Source organism: Pseudomonas sp. S3_G06 (assembly GCF_054667565.1).
The window spans coordinates 3,980,398-4,000,693 of record NZ_CP162738.1; the positions used below are offsets into that span (position 1 = coordinate 3,980,398).

The 20,296-nt window shown below is 56.2% G+C and carries 17 protein-coding genes; 10 read left to right on the plus strand and 7 right to left on the minus strand.

Annotated elements, in window-relative coordinates; all coding sequences use genetic code 11:
- Window positions 1-58: 58 nt before the first annotated feature.
- The 8 genes from AB4N47_RS17920 to AB4N47_RS17955 all read left to right on the plus strand — a co-directional run bounded on the left by AB4N47_RS17920 (window position 59) and on the right by AB4N47_RS17955 (window position 10,682).
- Entirely contained in the window at window positions 59-2,101 is a 2,043-nt protein-coding gene (locus AB4N47_RS17920) for a type VI secretion system Vgr family protein (RefSeq protein WP_341639170.1), read from the plus strand.
- Window positions 2,091-2,831 carry a DUF4123 domain-containing protein gene (locus AB4N47_RS17925; protein WP_341639169.1) on the plus strand — a complete coding sequence of 247 codons (741 nt, stop codon included), beginning with the start codon at window positions 2,091-2,093 and terminating at the stop codon, window positions 2,829-2,831. The genes AB4N47_RS17920 and AB4N47_RS17925 overlap by 11 nt, the downstream gene beginning before the upstream one ends.
- Entirely contained in the window at window positions 2,828-7,681 is a 4,854-nt protein-coding gene (locus tag AB4N47_RS17930; protein ID WP_445941217.1) for an RHS repeat-associated core domain-containing protein, read from the plus strand. The genes AB4N47_RS17925 and AB4N47_RS17930 overlap by 4 nt, the downstream gene beginning before the upstream one ends.
- 15 nt (window positions 7,682-7,696) lie before the next feature.
- Window positions 7,697-8,122 (plus strand): SMI1/KNR4 family protein, encoded by a 426-nt coding sequence (locus AB4N47_RS17935; protein WP_341639168.1) that lies wholly within the window; start codon window positions 7,697-7,699, stop codon window positions 8,120-8,122.
- 490 nt (window positions 8,123-8,612) lie between these two features.
- A complete protein-coding gene (locus AB4N47_RS17940; RefSeq protein ID WP_341639167.1) occupies window positions 8,613-8,876 on the plus strand; it encodes a hypothetical protein in 264 nt (87 codons plus the stop codon).
- 289 nt (window positions 8,877-9,165) lie between these two features.
- On the plus strand, window positions 9,166-9,636 hold the full coding sequence (locus tag AB4N47_RS17945) for a hypothetical protein (RefSeq protein ID WP_341639166.1): 471 nt from the start codon (window positions 9,166-9,168) through the stop codon (window positions 9,634-9,636).
- Between the two features lie 189 nt (window positions 9,637-9,825).
- Entirely contained in the window at window positions 9,826-10,200 is a 375-nt protein-coding gene (locus AB4N47_RS17950; RefSeq protein WP_341639165.1) for a hypothetical protein, read from the plus strand.
- Window positions 10,201-10,211: 11 nt separating this feature from the next.
- The gene (locus AB4N47_RS17955) at window positions 10,212-10,682 is read left to right on the plus strand and encodes a hypothetical protein (protein ID WP_341639164.1); all 471 of its coding nucleotides are present in this window, start codon (window positions 10,212-10,214) and stop codon (window positions 10,680-10,682) included.
- Between the two features lie 170 nt (window positions 10,683-10,852).
- Here AB4N47_RS17955 and AB4N47_RS17960 read toward each other — a convergent pair whose 3' ends face one another.
- Window positions 10,853-11,575 (minus strand): tellurite resistance TerB family protein, encoded by a 723-nt coding sequence (locus AB4N47_RS17960; RefSeq protein WP_341639163.1) that lies wholly within the window; start codon window positions 11,573-11,575, stop codon window positions 10,853-10,855.
- Between the two features lie 177 nt (window positions 11,576-11,752).
- A complete protein-coding gene (locus AB4N47_RS17965; protein WP_016771524.1) occupies window positions 11,753-11,938 on the minus strand; it encodes a hypothetical protein in 186 nt (61 codons plus the stop codon).
- Window positions 11,939-12,341: 403 nt separating this feature from the next.
- Between AB4N47_RS17965 and AB4N47_RS17970 the strand changes: the two genes are divergently transcribed.
- Window positions 12,342-13,970 carry a glucan biosynthesis protein D gene (locus AB4N47_RS17970; RefSeq protein WP_341639162.1) on the plus strand — a complete coding sequence of 543 codons (1,629 nt, stop codon included), beginning with the start codon at window positions 12,342-12,344 and terminating at the stop codon, window positions 13,968-13,970.
- 178 nt (window positions 13,971-14,148) lie between these two features.
- On the opposite strand, the gene AB4N47_RS17975 is transcribed toward AB4N47_RS17970, so the two are convergent.
- The 3 genes from AB4N47_RS17975 to AB4N47_RS17985 form a co-directional block, all read right to left on the minus strand.
- The gene (locus tag AB4N47_RS17975) at window positions 14,149-15,255 is read right to left on the minus strand and encodes an NADH:flavin oxidoreductase/NADH oxidase (protein ID WP_130912396.1); all 1,107 of its coding nucleotides are present in this window, start codon (window positions 15,253-15,255) and stop codon (window positions 14,149-14,151) included.
- A gap of 255 nt (window positions 15,256-15,510) precedes the next feature.
- A complete protein-coding gene (gene recJ, locus AB4N47_RS17980; protein ID WP_016771527.1) occupies window positions 15,511-17,220 on the minus strand; it encodes a single-stranded-DNA-specific exonuclease RecJ in 1,710 nt (569 codons plus the stop codon).
- A gap of 54 nt (window positions 17,221-17,274) precedes the next feature.
- Window positions 17,275-17,817: a YaeQ family protein gene (locus AB4N47_RS17985; RefSeq protein ID WP_341639161.1), complete on the minus strand. Its 543-nt coding sequence runs from the start codon at window positions 17,815-17,817 to the stop codon at window positions 17,275-17,277.
- 146 nt (window positions 17,818-17,963) lie between these two features.
- On the opposite strand from AB4N47_RS17985, the gene AB4N47_RS17990 reads away from it, so the two are divergent.
- Window positions 17,964-19,163, plus strand: coding sequence for a CaiB/BaiF CoA transferase family protein (locus AB4N47_RS17990; protein ID WP_341639160.1), 1,200 nt, complete (start codon window positions 17,964-17,966; stop codon window positions 19,161-19,163).
- 221 nt (window positions 19,164-19,384) lie between these two features.
- On the opposite strand, the gene AB4N47_RS17995 is transcribed toward AB4N47_RS17990, so the two are convergent.
- The gene (locus tag AB4N47_RS17995; protein ID WP_016771530.1) at window positions 19,385-19,666 is read right to left on the minus strand and encodes a DUF3509 domain-containing protein; all 282 of its coding nucleotides are present in this window, start codon (window positions 19,664-19,666) and stop codon (window positions 19,385-19,387) included.
- A 162-nt stretch (window positions 19,667-19,828) separates the two neighbouring features.
- Window positions 19,829-20,236 carry a response regulator gene (locus AB4N47_RS18000; protein WP_016771531.1) on the minus strand — a complete coding sequence of 136 codons (408 nt, stop codon included), beginning with the start codon at window positions 20,234-20,236 and terminating at the stop codon, window positions 19,829-19,831.
- Between the last annotated feature and the right edge of the window lie 60 nt (window positions 20,237-20,296).

Sequence of the window (20,296 nt, forward strand, 5' to 3'; positions counted from 1 at the left end):
TGAGCCGCTTTTTTTGCGGTCGTCGACGAGCGCCGCTGTACAGCACGAGGAACAAGGGATGTTCGCGCCGGCCAATGAAACCCACTTTGCCCTGACCATTGAAGGGCTTTCCGCCGACTTTCAGGTGTTTACCCTGCAAGGCCGGGAAGCCATCAGCCAGCCTTTTGTGTTTGAGGTGGAGCTGGTCAGTGAGCAGCCGTCGCTGGACCTCGAAGCCCTGCTGCACAAACCGGCCTTTCTGCAGCTGTCGCCTGACGGCAGCGGCATTCATGGGCAGATCTACCGCGCTGCGCAAGGCGATTCCGGCAAGCGCCTGACCCGTTATTCGGTGACGCTGCGCCCGCAACTGGCGTACCTGGCGCACCGCATCAACCAGCGCATCTTCCAGAACCTCAGCGTGCCGAAAATCATCGGCCAAGTGCTGGAAGAGCACGGCATCCAAGGCAACGCCTACGAATTCAAGACCGGCTCGATCTATCCCGAGCGCATCTACTGCGTGCAATACGACGAGTCGGATCTGCACTTCATCCAGCGCCTGTGTGAAGAAGAAGGCATTCACTTCCACTTCCAGCACAGCGCCAACGCGCACAAGCTGGTGTTCGGCGATGACCAAACGGTGTTCCCGAAGCTCAAGCCGGTGCCCTATCAGCAAGACTCCGGCATGGTCGCCAGCAACCCGGTGATCAAGCGTTTCGACCTGCGCCTGGAAACCCGCACCAGCCGCACCACCCGCCGCGATTACGATTTCGAAAAACCGCGCCTGACCCTGGAAAGCGAAAACCGTGGCGACGCCCTGCCAGACCTCGAAGACTACGATTACCCGGGCCGCTTCATCGACCGCGAGCGCGGCAAGCATTTGGCCAAACGCGCCCTCGAACGCCATCGCAGCGACTTCCAGCTCGCCGAAGGCAAGAGTGATCAGCCACTGCTGGTCAGCGGTCATTTCCTCGCCCTGACCGAACACCCGAAAGCCAAATGGAACGACCTCTGGCTGCTCACCGAAGTCCTGCACGAAGGCAAGCAGCCGCAAGTGCTCGAAGAGTCGGTGACCAGCGACACCACGGCGCTGAAAGACGATTTCCATCAGGGCTACCGCAACCGCTTCCAGGCCACGCCATGGGACGTGCCCAACCGCCCGCCGCTGCGCCACCCGAAACCGCGCATTCTCGGCAGCCAGAGCGCGGTGGTCACCGGCCCGAAAGGTGAAGAAATCCACTGCGACGAGTACGGCCGGGTCAAAGTCCAGTTTCACTGGGACCGCGAAGGCCAGGCCGACGACAAGACCAGCTGCTGGCTGCGTGTTTCCAGCGCCTGGGCCGGCGCCCAGTACGGCGGCATCGCCATCCCGCGCATCGGCATGGAAGTGCTCGTCACGTTCCTTGAAGGCGACCCCGATCAGCCACTGATCAGCGGCTGCCTGTACCACAAGGAAAACACCGTCCCCTATCCACTGCCGGCGAACAAGACCCGCAGCACTTTCAAGACCCTGAGCTCCATGGGCGGTGGCGGCTACAACGAACTGCGCATCGAAGACAAAAAAGGTCAGGAACAGATCTACCTGCACGCCCAGCGCGACTGGGACGAGAACATCGAGCACGACCAGAAAATCCGCGTCGGCAACGAACGCCACGACACCGTCGAGCAAAACAGCTACACCGAGTTCAAGGCCGAAGAACACCACACCGTCTACGCCGACCGCAAAGTCGAAACCCGCGCCAACGACCACCTCACCGTCGGCGTGAACCAGCACATCAAGATCGGCACCGGCCAGTTCATCGACGCAGGCCAGGAAATCCACCTGAGCAGCGGCATGAAAGTGGTGATGGAAGCCGGCGCCGAACTCACGCTGGTCGGCGGCGGCAGCTTCATCAAGATCGACGCCGGCGGCGTGACCTTGAGCGGCCCGGTAATCAACATGAACTCCGGCGGCAGCCCCGGCGTTGGTACGGGCGCCGCGCCGTTGATGCCCGGCGTGCTGAAACAGGCGGATGCCGACAAGGCCGGCCAGGTCCTGACCCCGGCCCAGATCAACACCCTCAAACGCAACGCGCCGTTCTGCGAAGAATGCGAAAAATGCAAGGCAGGTGCCTGTGCCATCTGATCGATTGACACCCAAAGACTGGCTGGCGCAACAGCCGTTGCAGAGTGGCGAGCGTTTGTATCTGGTGATCAGTGCGGCGAGCGATGCCGACGCCCTGAAAACCCTGTACCTCACCGAACCCACCGCCCAGCTCCTGCCGATCTGGGGCGGCACACCCTACTCCACTTGGCAACCGGTGATGCCCTACGTCACCGAACTCAAACCGAACTCGGCACTCCTGCCCTGGATCGCCGAAACCGACGTCCTCGACTGGGGCTGGCTGGCCGTCTCACGCGCCGAACCGAACGACGTGTTCGAGCACCTGCGCAGCCTGACACAGGTGAAGATGCCTGACGGGACGGAGGTGTTTTTCCGCTTCTGGGATGGGCGGCACATCTACCCGATTTTGAAGGGGCTTGGGGAGAAGGCTGGGGAAGTACTGCCGGTGTTTGAGCGGTATCTGATTAATGGGCAAACGCTGGAGGTTGGGACACGGGTTTTGCCGAAGGTGCGGGACTGGCCGTGGTGGGAGGTGCCCGAGAAGCTACTCAAACAGCTTGCCGAGGGCGACCTAAACACTGTCATCGACAACCTGATGCAGTGGCTGGGTGAAGACTGTCCTGAGCTGTATTTCGCATTTCCTGAAAACAACCTGCGCCGCAAAGTCGAACGCTTCGTCCGACATCAACCGAATACCGAAGACATGGCAGAGCGCCTCGCCGCGCAGCTGACAAAGGAAGTCAACGCATGATTAGCAGCCCACTGGGAACCTTGGTTCTTCAGGTACTGGACGCCAAAGCTCCCGACGTTAACCTGATCCTTAAAGACTTCAATAATTGCCTGAGCGACTACAAAAATTGGGCGGATGGTTTCTGGACAGGCTGGGCTATGGACGTCGACCAGAAATTCAAGGTTGGCAATGAGGTCAGCGTTACGCAGCGTAGAACCAGGACAGGGGCAGTCGAGACCTTTGCCGTGTGTCCAAAGGATGGCAAGTTTACGCTGATCCATGCATTCGAGACCGCACGCTACGTGCCCATCGGCGATACCCCGGTGCGCATCGAACAGGTCGAAAAAGCAATGATTGGCTACTCCGTGGTAGGAGCCCCGATCAATAAAAAGATTGGCCCCAGTGGTATCGAAACTATCGATAACTGCATCCCGGGGAAACACTATCGCATCACCTTTTTTCCAGACGTCTCCGAAAGCGATGTCAAAGCTCTTTATGGTTCTTATAAAGGTGTGATCAGCGATCTCGACGGCTGGTTGAGAAGCGAGTGGGCGAGCAAGTTCCAAGCGCAGTGGAGCACCTACTCTGCGGCGGATCGTGCGGGTCGCGCGATGATTCTGCTGAAAGAAGCGCTCGATAGCTTCGAGCAGGCGCTACTCAGTTTATGGGATGACTTGAAAAACCTTGTCGGTCTTCTGGCCGATCCGATAGGGAATGCCAAAAAGCTTCGCGACTACTTATCAGACCTTGAACTCGAAAAGCTCTACGCGACCTCCAAAGAAGCAATTGCCTCTGCCTTGTTGATACTCAACGACGAACCGCTGATGTTTATCTACATCTCGGCAATTGTGGCCTGGGTGGGCATGCTGCCGCCGCAGGTGATCGTCAACGTGATCGCAAGCATCGGCGTCGAGTTCCTGATCAACGTAGTCATCGGTATCTGTCTTACGGGCGGAGCCGGCCTTGCCGTGCGGTTGGGGACCAAGGCCCTGAGCAAAATGAAGCCTGGGGGAGCACTCAAATACCTTGAGGGTTTGGCTGAACAGTTGATGTCGGCTAGCAGCAAACATAGCCTTCCGGCCCATACAGAGCTTTCCAAGCCTGTAATGCTCAAGGCCAAGGATGTTCCACTGAACGCAGGTAAGAAGGCACCTCTTTCCATCGGTGTTACTGATACTGGTGGTGGCCCTGTGCCTCTTCCCAAGACCGCTGATACCCCCACGCTTAAGGAGCCGAACGCCTCGGTATTTGCTCGGAAGAAAACAGAACCGCAAAGCCTGCTGGTGAAAAACGAACCGGTTAATGACGCACCTAAGCAGTCCACGAACCCGGCTAATCAAGCGGCACAGTGCAAATCCAAAACCCGTTGCGAGGGCGACCCCATTTCGATGGTCACCGGTGAGGAACTACTAACCCTCACTGATGGAAAATTGGACGGCCTGCTACCGCTGGAATGGGTACGTCTTTACCGCACCAGCGCGGTAGAGATCGACAACCGTCTAGGCTTCGGCTGGAGCCATCCGCTATCACATAGTTTACAAATCAGCGATGACGTCGTGCTGTGGACTGACAACGAAAACCGTCGGACCGAGTTCCCTCTACCTAACGAACAGCGTCCGTCCATCACCAATAGCCTTTCCGAGGCGGCGATTTTCATAGGGGATGCGCCAGGCGAATTGATCTTGGCTCAGGCCGGAGAGGACACACGTTTTTATCATTTCCGCGCCGGACGCCTGACTACCATTAGCGATGCCTACGACAACCAATTGCACATCAGCTATGACTTGGTTGATCGCATCCAGCGCATCGATAACGGAGCGGGACGTTCTTTGCTCCTGCGCTATGAAGATCGCCATATTGTCGCCGTTGACTACCAACAATTAGGTCAGGAGTACAACGAACGAGGCGAACGCCAAGACCCGTGGCAGACGGTCAAGACACTGGTTAGCTATAAGTACAACGAGCGTAATCAACTGATAAGCGCCACCAATGCCGTTGGGGAAGTCGAGCACTATCACTATGACGAGCAGCATGTAATCCAACAGCGCCAACTGGCCGGCGGCGCAAGCTTTCACTGGGAGTGGGAACGCGAAGGCAAGTGGGCCCGTTGTACTCGTCAGTGGTCCAATATTGCGCAGATCGATGCGCGTTATGTTTGGGACGATGAAGGCACAGTTACTGTCGCTAATGCAGACGGCAGCGAGCAGATTTACGTCCACGATAAAAACGCTCGACTGGTCAGCGAGACCGGTCCGGATGGTGCAGAAACACAAAGAGCCTATGATGAAAAAGGTCAGCTAATTGCTGAAAAGGACCCTCTTGGCGCCATCACAGAATATCGATACAACGAAGCCGGACGCCTGGTCGCAATCATTCCCCCTGAAGACCAACCGACTACTTACGAGTATCACAACGGTTTCATACGAGTAGTCCGTCGGGGCAAGGCCACTTGGAAATACCAGCGGAACCTTCAGGGCGACATCACCCAGCAGACCGACCCCGACGGCAATGAGACGTGCTACCGCTATGACCGCCGAGGCCGCTTGCTGGAAATTACCCACCCCGACGGTAGCCGCCATCAGCTCGACTGGAACGGCCTTGGGCAATTGCTTGAAGAACGTCTGCCCGATGGAGGCCAGCGCAAGTACCGCTACGATTCATTCGGCGGATTGATCACCCGCCAAGACGAGAGCGGCGCCATCACCCATTATCAATGGGACGCAGCGCAGCGCTTGGCGCAGATCACTTTACCCGGTGGCACGACACGCACTTTCAGTTACAACGCCTACGGCAAAGTCACCGCCGAACGCGACGAGCTGGGCCGTATCACTCGCTACGAATACGCCGACAACCTGCACTTGGTCAGCCGCCGCATCAATCCGGATGGCAGCCAACTTCGCTACCGCTACGACAACTCGCAACTCAACCTCACCGAGATTGAGAACGAGCGCGGCGAACGCTATCAGCTCGACTACTACTCAAATGGCCTGATCCAGCAAGAAATCGGCTTCGACGGTCGCCGCACTGCCTACGAGTATGACCTCAAAGGCCAGTTGCTGAAGAAAACCGAATTCGGCGACGACGGCAGCGAACTGGTCACCGAATACCAGCGCGACGCCTCCGGTCGCCTCCTGGTCAAAACCCTGCCCGACAGCGAAGAGATTCACTACAGCTACGACGCACTGGGTCGCTTGGTAAATATTGATGATGGTCATTGGCCGCTTGCATATGAATACGATGTACAGGACCGCCTGATCACTGAACACCAAGGCTGGGGCACCACACGTTACGAATATGACAGCGTCGGCCAATTGAGCCATTGTCGCCTGCCCGATGGAAGCACGCTCGACTACCGTCATTTGTCCGGTGGGCGCCTGAGCAGCATCGACCTCAACGGTTCTCGCCTGACCAGCCACCAATTCAGCGCCGGTCGCGAACTACAACGCCAACAAGGACTGTTGCTCAGCCAATACCAGTACGACGAACAAGGTCGTTTGCAAGCACACAGCGTCAGTCAGCGTGATAAGAACCTGTTCCAGCGTCGCTATGAATACGACGCCATTGGCAACCTTTCCGGCGTCGACGATAGCCGCAAAGGCAATCGCAGCTATCACTACGACCCACTCGATCGTCTGATCAGCGTGCGCGGCGCCACACCGGAAAGCTTCGCCCATGACCCGGCGGGTAACCTGCTTGGCCAAACCAACGAAGGCACCGCCAACCTCGCCAACGTCAAAGGCAACCGCCTGTTGATGCAGGGTGACCGGCATTACGACTACGACGCCTACGGCAATCTGATTCGCGAACGCCGCGGCGCCGCCCAGAAAGTCGTCACCGAGTACCGCTATGACCGCCAGCATCGCCTGATCGGCGTCAGCCTGCCAGGCGGAAGCACAGCTAGCTACAAGTACGACGCCTTCGGCCGCCGTATCGAAAAAACGGTCGACGGCCGTACCACCGAGTTCTTATGGCAAGGCGAACGTCTGATCGCAGAAAGCGCAGAAAACCGGTATCGCAGCTATATCTACGAACCTGGCAGTTTCCGTCCTCTGGCAATGCTCGACGGCGAAGGCCCCCTGAAGGCAACGCCGTTCTATTACCACCTTGACCACCTCGGTACCCCTCAAGAACTCACCGACTACAGCGGCGAAATCATGTGGTCGGCGAAGTACCGTGCCTATGGCAACCTCGCGGCATTGGATGTCAGTGAAATCGACAACCCGCTGCGGTTCCAAGGTCAGTACTTCGATGCGGAGACGGGCCTCCATTACAACCGCCATCGTTACTACAATCCGGGAACTGGGCGGTTTCTGACGCCGGATCCGTTCAAACTCGCAGGAGGGTTGAACAACTACCAATACGTCCCTAACCCCACTATGTGGGTGGATCCGTTGGGATTGGAGTGCCTAGAGGCGGATGGAGGCAAGGCAAAAACTGCCGGAGCAGTGGATCCGGTTGCAGCAAACCGTAATGAAGCACTAAGCGGTATGGCGACGCCATTGGATCCCCACGCATATAGCGTTTTATACGAGACCAAAATTGGCCCGGATGTGCTAGCAGTTCCGAACCGCGCAGAACATTTCAAGGTTGCAAACGAAAGCCTCTTAAAGTCAGCCGATACTGATGCAGATTTTAATAAAATAATGGAAACCATGGTGCCAGGATTCAGACGTGTAAAGGGCACCAAGATACCTACCAAAGGCATTAGCCCTGGTAAGGAGGTCACATGGCATCACGTACCGGGAACGGATACACTCCAACTGGTATGGCGCTATCAACATGAACAATCGAAAGGTCCTCAATGGAATGCTCTTTGGCAGAAGATGTTCCACCCCGGAAACAAAGGGGGCTTTGCGGATGGAAAGAAATAATTACGGAGGGCTGACATGAAGATTGACTGGAGTACTTTCGGGATTGAACAGGGATCCTCAGTGGATGCCAATACGATTTCCCAAGTAGAAAAACTACTTGGTGTAATTTTCCCAGAGTCCTACTTGGACTTAGTTAAATATTCCGACGAAGCCTCTCCTGAGGTGTCTTCATTTTCATATGACGACGAAGGAACTTGCATAAGCGAGTTCTTTTCATTTTCGCCCGACGCAACCCCGTATACCATCTCATGGTACTCAGGGGCAGGAAAACCCCCAGGGCTTCCGAATGGATTGGTCCCTATCGCACGGGATGCGGGCGGTTACCTTGTTTGCCTGAATTTCAATACGCCCTCAATTACGGTTGAAATTTTTGACCCAAACTCAAGTAAAACCCACTTAGTTTCTAATAACTTTGATGATTTTATTGGTTTATGGGCGTGAGTAGAAAAAGGGACGAAAACAACCGTGCGCATCCCCTCTCCGACTTTGCGTACATCATGCTAGGGCGTTGGGAGTGACACAGTGCATTTAACCTGATTTAGAAATAGCGAAGTTTCTTTTTTCACAGCTACTACACGATGCTGATGTTCGCTTTGAAAAGCGAAACCCAAACAATGGCTCGATAAAGGCGTTCGGCACTATGATTATACTCGGCCAGACTGTCGTCATAGCGATTCAGTGCTACCGTAATTATAACTTAGCTCAAGGAACGCCCCAGCCGAAAAATAATTATCACTTCTTCTGATCAGTGAAATCGAAAACGAACGCGGACTTGGACCAAGAATTCCATCAGGAAATGAAGCTGGCGATAACGACCTATGGATTCCGGGTCGAAAATTGCCAGATGGAAACAGTGAAGCAATAGTCGACGCTAAAGGCCCGCTTGCACCAAAATTTGAAATATCACCACTGTCTCTATAAGAGGATGATCATGAAATTCAATGACACTTCTATCAATACAGACGAGCGATTTACCATAGGAATAGAAGCAGTTAGTGGAACGTATTATGTTTCTATCCATGTTAACAACCGCTTGGTTGACTATGATGAGTATTACGAAATAAGCAAAGAGTCGTACGAACTCTTTCTTAAAGATCCGTCTGCAGCACTGATTTTTGTAGAGAGTTGTAAAGCTAGACAAGAAGACGAATCTCTCATGTTCAAGCCAGGCGCAGACCGCGGAGTTGCGACCTAAAAAATTTCTGACGAGCCGAACTTGCTATTTTCTCGGGAAGGCTCTAGCCCTTTTTCGGGATAGGTATCTCGTTTCAGCCGATTGCGGCCCTCACAGTCGCATGCTTTTGACTTGGACTGCTAACTCTAAATGACAGCCAACCGTTCTTAGAAAAATAATGACACCGGTATATTCCCAAGCTAGAGCATACTTAGGTTCCGAATCCACAAATTCGTGATTCAAAAAATGCTCATCAAAGCATTGACATTGGAACGTTTTGTGACAAACCTTGATGGCTGGAAAAAGCTCAATGAAGACTACTTTTGAGACGGCTTTAGAACTTCATGAAACATCTGACTTCTTTAAAGGGACTGGAAAGTATTTTTCCCGCGGATCCGACTGGGGAGACCATCTCTTCATCAGCAACTGGCAGGAAATGTGTGGAGTTTTAAAAAATCAAAAAGCAGCACAAAGCCTGTTAACGACCATATTCGAAGATTACGCAAAACATTTAAAAGAAGACTATTCAGATGCAGAGGCATTGCTTTCAAACATAAGCGCTTACTACACACTAAAAAACAAAATCGCGTTTCTGTCAGCCACTAATTACGACCTAATTGAAAGCCTTGATGAACAAAGCAAGAAAAATACAGGGAAATTATTTCGCCTCCTTAGACAGCAGCACGATACAAAAAACAAAGAATCGCCAAAATACAAGTTTGACGACGAGATCAAGCGGTTAAAACTGAAGGGTTGCCTGCTTAATCTCGAAATTTTTTGAGCAGAGCGTATAATGCTAAATTTTTACGCCACCGTGCACTGATACATGACATGCCCTGTTGAACAAACCAAAAACTTTAGCCCTTGGTTTAAGCACGCATTAAAAATGGGTGACAGCGGAGCAAAAAAAAATCCACCCAACCCCACGCACAGCCAACTTCGACAAACCACAGATACCTCCTGAAGAATGATGAGAATTTTTTATGTGATTGCTAGAAAGGATATGGAGCCAAATCTTCTGCACAGTTCAAACTGGCCGAAAATTATAGGCTACTCATTCGAAGACAACTATTTTCACTTATCCCAAGGCAAAGGCCACGGCTTTGCCGCGAACGTCATGCCCGAATGGAAAGCTAGAAGTCCAGAGTGGACTGAAATATTTACAGTTTTAGACTCCACTTGGTTCTTAGATATGATTGCCAACAACAACTTCAGCAGCGAAAAGGCTTTTCTTGAAAAGCTAACCGCGCATATTGACAACCTAGACACAATTAGATTTTGGCCAGTCCGAAATAAAAAATTAAAATGGGTACAGATTTGCTTGCCAAGCCAACTTGACAACTGAGAACAACCTCAATGACAACAAACTTTGAAATAGCTTTGAACAAAAATCAGTTCCCTGCCTACTTCAAAGGTAGTGACCAATATTTCACAAGAGATCCTGACTGGGGAACCCAGTTGCATATCATAAATTGGCAAGGACTGTGCACCTATTTAGAGCCGCTAGAAACCTCGATCGAAATATTGAAAGATGCATTTAGCGAATACTTAAATTCGGTTGAGCTGACAAAAAAAGACGCCAGCGACTTGCTTGAAAACATTGGCTGCTATTATTACCTAAGAAACAAATACCCTTTCTTGTCAAAAGACGGATTTGATCTCGTGTGCGACACGACTGAAAGTGAGAAACAGAAAATCTCACGTATCATGGTTTTTCTGGGAGAAACAATCGAAGCCAACAATGATGCTCAGGACCTTGAACTCTATAATCGTCGCATGAGGAAACTCATTGATGACGGTGGCCCAACCAACATTGAGAACCTCTAAATTGTTCGACGAAACCCAACATATTTTTAGAAAAACGGAACAGATTTATTTTCTAATCACGAGAAATAAATCTGTCCCCATTTGTCTTTCTCATTTGTCTAACTCTGGTTTCCTCAATCCCGCAGACGGAAAAATCGCAACTCAACGCTGCGATTTCTCAAACCCATAATTCAAACCGCCGCCAACCGCACCTGCCTCTCCAACTCCACCTTCAACCCCGGCTCCAGCTTTAACTGCCGCGCCAGTTCATCCAGATAGCTCTTCTCCATAAAATTCTCCTCATCCACCAGCATCACACTGGCGATGTACATCTCCGCCGCCATTTCCGGCGTGCTCGCCGCGCGGGCGACGTCGGTGGGGTCGAGGGGTTTGTTGAGTTCGGCGTGGAGCCAGTGTTGCAGTTCCTGGTCGTTGTCGAGTTTTGTGAATTCGCCTTCGATCAGTTCGCGCTCGCGCTCGTCGATGTGGCCGTCGGCTTTGGCGGCGGCGACCAGGGCTTTGAGGATTGCCTGGCTGTGCTGCTCGACTTGAGCGGGTGGCAAGCGGTCGAGGGTTTGCGGTTCGCGTTGGGGTGCGCTGCCTTTTTGGGCGTTGTAGTTGCCGTAAGCCTTGTAAGCCAGTACGCCCAGCGCAGCCAGGCCGCCGTAGATCGCGACTTTGCCGCCGACCTTGCGGACCTTTTTATTGCCGAGCAGCAGCCCCATCGCGCCTGCGGCCAATGCGCCGCCACCCGCGCCGGAGAGCAGGCCGCCGAGGCCGCTGGAGCCAGACGAGCCACCGAGCAAGCCGCCCAGCCCGCTGGCAGCCGATTTGCTGGAAGCGCCGCCAGTCTTGTTCTGCAGCATTTCCTGCCCGGACTTGAGCAGTTGATCGAGCAATCCACGGGTGTTCATGTTCCGTCTCCAAACAAGGGTTATCCGGATCTAAGGCCCTCAGCCTAGTTCGAAAGTGCCCCAACCCGCGCCGCGAGTATGCTTCGAGATGTTGCTCGCCACTCAGAAGGGCCCGTTCCGAGCGTTACCCAATGAAAAGGGGCAGGCCTTTCGACCTGCCCCCTTCTCCCCTCCTCCTTAAAACCGCGAAACACTCCGCATCGCATCCACCAGATAGCGCATGGCGATCCGGTCGCTTTCCGATAGCTCTCGATAACGTTCCACCAGTTTCAATTCCTCGGAATTGAGACGGCGTCTTCTGCGCCCGCCGCCCAAGCAAGGAAAGATGCCCAACATTTCGGTGATGCCCTGTATTTTTGCCATGGACGATGTCCTTCTCTATTGAGTCAAGAAACTGCTGAACCTCACATCGCCCTGCCTCTTCGAGCAGCGTCGTGTGCCCCGCCGGCACGAAGGCTTGTATCCGGTCTTGCTCATAGAATAGGAATTAAATCGGCGTTGAAAAGTGGTTTTTAGAGTAATTAATCGAAAAAAGCAGATATGCCCTCTAAATCAGAGAGCCCTGTCAGAAAAATTACAGACATGTCTTGTTTCATTGCCAGATGACGCAACGCAAACAAGCCTTTTTGCCCGACAATCGAACCGATTAAGCTAGCGGGCATCTGTTTATAGTCCGTTGCGTTTGGCCGAAGGCATGACCGAACCGTAATTTCCGATCCGACAGGTGCCAGGAACGGCGCTGGATTGCACACGACAGGTTGTATTTATGCACCGCAGGAATTTGCTCAAAGCGTCTATGGCCATTGCGGCCTATACCGGTCTTTCCGCGTCGGGTCTGTTGGCCGCTCGCGCCTGGGCGGCCAATGGTGGCGCCGCCGATGGCGAGGCCCAGGCCTTCGATTTCGAGGCGTTGAAGCGTCAGGCCAAGCAGCTCGCCGGCAATGCCTATCAGGATACGAAACAGGTATTGCCGCCGACCCTGGCGACCATGACTCCGCAGAACTTCAACGCGATCCGCTACGACGGCGGCCATTCCCTGTGGAAGGAAAACAAAGGTCAGCTGGACGTGCAGTTCTTCCACGTCGGCATGGGTTTCCGTCAACCGGTGCGCATGTACAGCGTTGATCCGAAGACGCGCATGGCGCGCGAGGTGCATTTCCGCCCGGCGCTGTTCAATTATGAGAACACTTCGGTCGACACCCAGCAGCTCAAGGGCGATCTGGGTTTTGCCGGCTTCAAACTGTTCAAGGCACCGGAGCTGGATCGGCATGACGTGGTGTCGTTTCTCGGCGCCAGCTATTTCCGCGCGGTCGATGCTACTGGCCAATATGGCCTCTCCGCGCGCGGCCTGGCCATTGATACCTACGCGAAGAAGCGCGAAGAGTTTCCCGACTTCACCAAGTTCTGGTTCGAAACTCCGGACAAGAACGCCACGCGTTTTGTGGTCTACGCCCTGCTCGACTCGCCGAGCGCCACCGGTGCCTATCGCTTCGACATTGATTGCCAGGCCGAGCGCGTGGTCATGGAAATCGACGCGCACATCAACGCACGCACCACTATCGAACAGTTGGGCGTGGCGCCAATGACGAGCATGTTCAGCTGCGGCACCCACGAACGGCGCATGTGCGACACCATTCACCCGCAGATTCACGATTCCGACCGTCTGGCCATGTGGCGCGGCAATGGCGAATGGATCTGCCGTCCGTTGAACAACCCGGCAAAGCTGCAATTCAACGCATTTGCCGACAAGGACCCGAAAGGTTTTGGCCTGGTGCAGACCGACCACGAATTCGCCAACTATCAGGACACTGTCGACTGGTACAGCAAGCGCCCGAGCCTGTGGGTAGAACCGACAACCGCATGGGGCGAAGGCTCTATCGATCTGCTGGAAATTCCTACGACCGGCGAGACGCTGGATAACATCGTCGCGTTCTGGACGCCGAAGAAACCCGTGGCTGCCGGTGATTCGCTGAACTACGGGTACAAGCTGTACTGGAGCGCCCTGCCACCGGTCGGCACGCCACTGGCACGGGTGCACGCAACGCGTTCGGGCATGGGCGGCTTCACCGAGGGTTGGGCGCCGGGTGAGCATTACCCGCCAGTCTGGGCGCGGCGCTTTGCCGTGGACTTCACCGGTGGCGGCCTTGAGCGCCTGCCACAGGGCACCGGGATCGAGCCAGTGATTACCTGTTCCAACGGCAAGGTGCAGGACTTCAGCGTGCTGGTGCTGGATGACATCAAGGGTTATCGGATCCTGTTCGACTGGTATCCGACCAATGACAGTGTCGAGCCGGTGGAACTGCGCCTGTTCATTCGCACCAATGACCGCACGCTGAGCGAGACCTGGCTGTACCAGTACTTCCCGCCGGCGCCGGACAAGCGTAAATACCCTTGAGGTTCTAAGGCGGCGGTTCTGGCGTCATTCGCGAGCAGGCTCGCTCCCACAGGGGTCCGCATTCCTACTGTGGGAGCGAGCCTGCTCGCGAAGAGGCCCGCCTGGACAACGCAAACTTCTGCCGAATAGAAAAGCCCCGACCATCACTGGTTCGGGGCTTTTGCTTTCCAGCCTTCAATCAATCACGCAAATCCGACTCATGAATGGGCTGATCCCGATGGGTCGCGCGCTGATACTGCGCCGGCCACACTGCTTTGCGCCCGCCCAGATCATCGTCGGCATGCAGCGGCCAGTACGGATCGCGCAGCAGCTCTCGGGCGAGGAAAATGATATCGGCCTGACAGGTGCGCAGAATGTGCTCGGCCTGGGCAGGCTCGGTAATCATTCCGACAGTACCGGTGGCGATGCCTGACTCTTTGCGTACCCGCTCGGCAAAGCGCGTTTGATATCCGGGTCCGACCGGAATTTCCGCGTTTGCAGCTGTCCCTCCTGAAGACACGTCAATGAGATCGGCGCCCAGCGTGTGAAGGCGACGCGCCAGTTCCACGGTTTCGTCCGGGTTCCAGCCGTCTTCGACCCAATCAGTCGCCGAGACGCGGACAAACACCGGCAATTCCTCCGGCCATACCGCCCTCACCGCTTCAGTGACTTGCAGCACCAGACGGATACGATTCTCGAACGAACCACCGTACTGATCGCGACGCTGGTTGCTCAGCGGCGAAAGAAACTGATGCAGCAGATAACCGTGCGCGGCATGCACTTCAACCACGCTGAACCCCGCCGTCAGCGCGCGTTTGGCCGCGTCGACGAACGCCTGAATCACGTCGGCAATCTGCCCTTCATCGAGCTGTTTCGGTTGCGTGTGCTGCGGATCGAAAGCAATCGGCGATGGCCCGACCGGGGTCCAGCCGCCATCCTCGGGTTTGACACTGCCATGCTTGCCGATCCACGGCCGGTGGGTGCTGGCCTTGCGCCCGGCGTGGGCCAGCTGAATGCCGGCGACCGCGCCCTGGGCGGTGATGAAGCGAGTAATGCGTTGCAGCGGTGCGATCTGTTCGTCGTTCCACAGGCCAAGGTCTTCGGCGGTGATGCGCCCGTCGGCGGTAACCGCCGTGGCTTCGGTAAACACCAGTCCGGCACCGCCCACCGCGCGGCTGCCCAAGTGCACCAGATGCCAGTCGTTGGCCAGGCCGTCGACGCTGGAGTACTGGCACATCGGCGACACGGCGATGCGGTTGGGCAGGGTCAGTTGGCGCAGGGTAAAGGGTTCAAGCAGCAGACTCATGGGGCACCTCTCGAATCAGTGGGCAGGCTCCAGGGTTCTGTTTGAAAAGTCGACGAGTGACAGAAAAAGGGTGCAGCACCCGCCCCCGCGGGCAAAAATTCGACAAGACGTCACAAGGCCAATCAAGCAGTGCTTAGAGCCTAGTCGACAACGGGGGATCTTGGGGGGTTCCAGAAAAGATCGCAGCCTTCGGCAGCTCCAACAGAGGAATGCGATCCCCTGTAGGAGCTGCCGAAGGCTGCGATCTTCTGATCTTCAGCGCGGTTCGATATGAGCAATCATCAGTTGCACAGTCTCGTTGCCACGAAACTCGTTGACGTCGAGCTTGTAAGCCAGTTCAACCCATTGAATCGTCGGGTTCGGCCACACATCGCGGTCAATGCCAAACGCGATGCCATCGAGCTTCACCGAACCGCATTCGCTTTTCAGCACCACTTTCAAATGCCGTTCGCCAACCACGCGCTGCTCGACCAACTGAAACACGCCATGGAACAGCGGCTCCGGAAAATGCTGCCCCCATGGCCCGGCGTGGCGCAAGGCGCGAGCCAGTTCGAGATGAAACTCTTCAACGGCCAGCGTGCCATCTGAAAGCATCCGCCCAGTGAGGTCTTCTTCGCGAAGTTGCCTACGTACTTCAGCGTCGAATGCCTCGGCGAACAGCGGAAAATTCTCCTGCGGCAAGGTCAGACCAGCGGCCATCGCGTGGCCACCGTACTTGGCGATCAGGTTCGGATGCTGCGCCGCGACCACGCTCAGCGCATCGCGAATATGGAAACCCTGCACCGAGCGACCGGAGCCCTTGAGCAGACCATCACCGGCATCGGCGAAAGCAATGGTCGGGCGGAAATAGCGCTCTTTCATCCGCGAGGCGAGGATGCCGATCACACCCTGATGCCACTCCGGATCGAACAGGCACAGACCGAACGGCATCGACTCGACCGGCAGATCCTTGAGCTGCGCCAGCGCTTCTCGCTGCATGCCCTGCTCGATGGATTTGCGATCCTGGTTCATGCCGTCCAGTTGCGCAGCCATTTCCCGCGCCAGATTGGCGTCGGCGGTGAGCAGGCATTCGATGCCCAGGCTCATGTCGTCCAGACGCCCGGCGGCGTTCAGGCGCGGGCCGACAATAAAACCCAGGTCGGTGGAAGTGATCCGCGCAGCCTCTCGCTTGGCGACTTCGAGGATCGCCTTGATCCCTGGCCGCGCCCGGCCGGCACGAATCCGCTCCAGCCCTTGATGCACAAGAATGCGGTTGTTGGCATCCAGCGGCACCACGTCGGCGACGCTGCCCAGCGCCACGAGATCGAGCAGTTCGCCGATGTTCGGTTGCGGTTTGCTCTCGTACCAGCCAAGGCTGCGCAGGCGTGCGCGCAAGGCCATCAACACATAAAAAATCACCCCGACGCCAGCCAGCGCTTTGCTCGGAAACTCGCAGCCTGGCTGATTCGGATTGACCAGCGCATCAGCCTGCGGCAGTTCATCGCCGGGCAAGTGGTGGTCGGTGATCAACACCTTCAGTCCGGCGCGCTTGGCCGCCGCGACGCCTTCGACGCTGGAGATGCCGTTATCGACGGTGATCAATAGTTGCGGTTCACGGGTCAGCGCGACTTCGACGATTTCCGGCGTCAGGCCATAGCCGTATTCGAAACGGTTCGGCACCAGATAATCGACATGCGCCGCGCCCAGCAGGCGCAGGCCGAGCACACCGACAGTGCTGGCGGTGGCGCCGTCCGCATCGAAGTCGCCGACGATCAGAATGCGCTGGCGTTGCTCCAATGCCGTCACCAGCAGGTCGACCGCCGCATCAATGCCTTTGAGCTGCTGGAACGGGATCAAGCGCGCCAGACTTTTGTCCAGCTCCGCTTCCGATTGCACGCCCCGCGCCGCGTACAGGCGGGTCAGCAGTGGCGGCAGATCACCAAGGAAAGGCAGCGTGGCAGGCAGTTGACGAGGTTCGATACGCATGGGGCGAAGGAGGCTTCTCTTTGATTCGTGGGAAATATCAGCGGTGTCGCGACCTCAGCCGCGCTCACCTTGCAGCCATTGCAACTGGACTTCGTGCTGACCGCGGTCGTCGGTGACGAAGATTGTGCCTTCGCTGATCATCACGTCCCATTTGATGACACGCGGCATGTCCTTGGCCAGGGTCTCCAGCATTTCCTGCGGAACGGCTGCGATGTTGACGTTTTTCAGGTTCTTGATCGCCGGGATCACCTTGGTTTCCCACACACGCAGGCTGCCGTAGGCCAGCAGGCTGGTGCGTTCGGTGCGGCGCGAGCACCAGGTCAGGCGATCGGCATCCGGCTGGCCAACTTCGATCCAGTGCAGGACACGGTCGTCCAGGCTCTTTTCCCACAAGGCCGGTTCATCCACGTCTGACAGACCACGGCCGAACGACAGCTGCTCGTTGTACCAGAGCGCGTAGGCCAGCAGCCGCACAGTCATGCGTTCTTCGGTCTCCGAAGGATGACGGGCGATGGTCTGCTTGACGCTCTCGTAGACGCTGCGGTCGAGGTCGGTGAGGTTCAGTTCGAATTTGTAGGTAGTGGACGGCTGGGCCATGAACGGGCTTCTTGATACGAGGAAAGTCGGCAAGTCTAACCGATGCCACAGGCAATCATCGAATTGATGGCAATCCAGCTGCGGCGTCTGACAGCCGGCTATGTTAAAACCCTGTATCCGTTCAGCCTTGTCCTACAGGATTTCGCATGCCGTTCACCAGCAAACCGCTCTCGGGTCTGAAAGTCATTGAATTGGGTACGCTGATCGCCGGGCCTTTTGCCTCGCGCATTTGCGGCGAATTCGGCGCCGAGGTGATCAAGATCGAGTCGCCGGACGGCGGCGATCCCCTGCGCAAGTGGCGCAAATTGTACGAAGGCACCTCGTTGTGGTGGTTCGTCCAGGCGCGCAACAAGAAGTCGCTGACCCTCAATCTGAAACACCCGGACGGTCTGGCGATCCTGAAACAGCTGCTGGGCGAGGCCGACATCCTTATCGAGAACTTCCGCCCCGGCGTCCTGGAAAAACTCGGCCTGAGCTGGGAAACCCTGCACGCACTGAATCCGAAACTGGTGATGGTGCGCCTGTCCGGTTTCGGTCAGACCGGGCCGATGAAGGACCAGCCAGGTTTCGGTGCGGTCGGCGAATCCATGGGCGGTTTGCGTTATATCACCGGTTTCGAAGATCGGCCGCCGGTGCGCACCGGGATTTCCATCGGTGATTCGATTGCCGCGCTGTGGGGCGTGATCGGTGCGTTGATGGCACTGCGTCATCGCGAGCTCAACGGCGGACTGGGCCAAGTGGTCGACGTTGCGCTGTATGAAGCTATCTTCGCGATGATGGAAAGCATGGTGCCGGAGTTCGACGTGTTCGGTTTCATCCGCGAGCGCAGCGGCAACATCATGCCGGGCATCACGCCCTCTTCGATCCACACCAGCGCCGACGGCAAGCATGTGCAGATCGGTGCCAACGGTGATGCAATCTTCAAACGCTTCATGCTCGTGATTGGCCGCGAAGATCTTGCCAACGACCCGCAGCTGGCCAGTAACGACGGGCGTGACAGTCGCCGGGACGAGTTGTATGGCGTGATTGATCGCTGGGTCAATTCCTTACCACTGCAGACTGTTCTCGACTTGCTCAATCAGGCCGACGTACCCGTCAGCCGGATCTTCAGCGCCGAGGACATGTTCAACGATCCGCAATATCTGGCGCGCGAGATGTTCCTGCATGCCAAGCTGCCGGACGGCAAGGACTTCAAGATGCCCGGCATCGTGCCGAAACTTTCCGAAACCCCAGGTTCATCCGAATGGGTCGGGCCGCAGTTGGGCGAACACAATGCGCAGGTGCTTGGCGATCTGGGCTACGACGCGGCGCAAATGGCTCGGCTGCGTGAAGACGGGGCCATCTGAGCAGCGCCGGGCGCTTGGCTTTTTCGAGCAATAGCCGCGCATTGCGCAAACGCCGGGCAAAAGAAACCCCGAGAAGTGGGGAGACGACTCGGGGTTAAACGGGGTCTGCTTCGAGACCCGTAGCAGCAAGCGACAAGCACCGGAGCACAATGCTTGATCCTGCTGTTATGGGCTCTGACTGACAGGGATGCAGGAAGGTTCCCACAAAAAATATTTCATCTTTACAGGGCCGGACGCTTGTCCAGAGCTGCATTGCGCAACGCCGCAATGACGCAGGGTTCCAGCCGCCCTTCGGCGATCATCACGTCACGGTGCAGGCCGTCCACCACGTCGGTCAGCAAGCGCTTGTCGCTCAACTGGGCCTGATTGAATTCGCGTTCCACCACAATGGCGCCGCTGCTGTTCTTCAGCGTCACCAGACATTCACCATGGCTGCCGCGAGGGGTCAGCGTCACCTGATACGGGCTCAGAGCCTCACCGAGCAATAGACTGATACTTTCCATCTCGATCTCCACTCAATAGTCCGAAAACACAGTGCCTGGGGCGTGTTCACATTAAATGACCACCGGCCCGAGAAGAAAGTTCTGCCTGTCGCGTCCCGACCTTGCGGGTCCGCGTCTGACAGAGCATGCACCGCGAAGATGACAGAAAAATATTCGCCGGTTTCAGGCCTCGATGAGCTCCTGCGGGGTGATCAGATAACTGTCCAGCAGACCTCTCATCAACACCGCCGAAACCGGCGTTTGCAGCCGTCCCAGCAGGCGCAGGCGTTGCTGGCGGAGCAGCGGCTCCAGATCACTCATCAAACTCTGCGCGACCGAGCCCAGCAGAATCAGGGCACGCGCCTCATGGTGCGCCGCCAGGTGATGAATCAAAGCCAGCCCATCGCCACCTTTGAGCTGCGGATCGCAAATGGCGATATCGACCGCGCCGCGATGTCCCAGTGAACTCAAGGCTGACGCCAGCGAAGGCGCGGTCAATACATCGTAGATGCCGATGGCATTGAGCATTTGATGCAATGCCATCAGCTGGAACGGGTTGGGTTCAAGAATCAGGACTTTAAGCGAGCGCATGGGCGACCTCTGGAGCGATCATCGCGGACTCTCACCGCAGTTGTCGTTCACTCTAGGGCA

Excerpts from the sequence above, each read along its gene's own strand:
- AB4N47_RS17920 (WP_341639170.1), top strand. The coding sequence starts at position 59 with ATGTTCGCGCCGGCCAATGAAACCCACTTTGCCCTGACCATTGAAGGG.
- AB4N47_RS17930 (WP_445941217.1), top strand. The coding sequence starts at position 2,828 with ATGATTAGCAGCCCACTGGGAACCTTGGTTCTTCAGGTACTGGACGCC.
- AB4N47_RS17935 (WP_341639168.1), top strand. The coding sequence starts at position 7,697 with ATGAAGATTGACTGGAGTACTTTCGGGATTGAACAGGGATCCTCAGTG.
- AB4N47_RS17940 (WP_341639167.1), top strand. The coding sequence starts at position 8,613 with ATGAAATTCAATGACACTTCTATCAATACAGACGAGCGATTTACCATA.
- AB4N47_RS17945 (WP_341639166.1), top strand. The coding sequence starts at position 9,166 with ATGAAGACTACTTTTGAGACGGCTTTAGAACTTCATGAAACATCTGAC.
- AB4N47_RS17950 (WP_341639165.1), top strand. The coding sequence starts at position 9,826 with ATGAGAATTTTTTATGTGATTGCTAGAAAGGATATGGAGCCAAATCTT.
- AB4N47_RS17955 (WP_341639164.1), top strand. The coding sequence starts at position 10,212 with ATGACAACAAACTTTGAAATAGCTTTGAACAAAAATCAGTTCCCTGCC.
- AB4N47_RS17960 (WP_341639163.1), bottom strand. The coding sequence starts at position 11,575 with ATGAACACCCGTGGATTGCTCGATCAACTGCTCAAGTCCGGGCAGGAA.
- AB4N47_RS17965 (WP_016771524.1), bottom strand. The coding sequence starts at position 11,938 with ATGGCAAAAATACAGGGCATCACCGAAATGTTGGGCATCTTTCCTTGC.
- AB4N47_RS17970 (WP_341639162.1), top strand. The coding sequence starts at position 12,342 with ATGCACCGCAGGAATTTGCTCAAAGCGTCTATGGCCATTGCGGCCTAT.
- AB4N47_RS17975 (WP_130912396.1), bottom strand. The coding sequence starts at position 15,255 with ATGAGTCTGCTGCTTGAACCCTTTACCCTGCGCCAACTGACCCTGCCC.
- recJ (WP_016771527.1), bottom strand. The coding sequence starts at position 17,220 with ATGCGTATCGAACCTCGTCAACTGCCTGCCACGCTGCCTTTCCTTGGT.
- AB4N47_RS17985 (WP_341639161.1), bottom strand. The coding sequence starts at position 17,817 with ATGGCCCAGCCGTCCACTACCTACAAATTCGAACTGAACCTCACCGAC.
- AB4N47_RS17990 (WP_341639160.1), top strand. The coding sequence starts at position 17,964 with ATGCCGTTCACCAGCAAACCGCTCTCGGGTCTGAAAGTCATTGAATTG.
- AB4N47_RS17995 (WP_016771530.1), bottom strand. The coding sequence starts at position 19,666 with ATGGAAAGTATCAGTCTATTGCTCGGTGAGGCTCTGAGCCCGTATCAG.
- AB4N47_RS18000 (WP_016771531.1), bottom strand. The coding sequence starts at position 20,236 with ATGCGCTCGCTTAAAGTCCTGATTCTTGAACCCAACCCGTTCCAGCTG.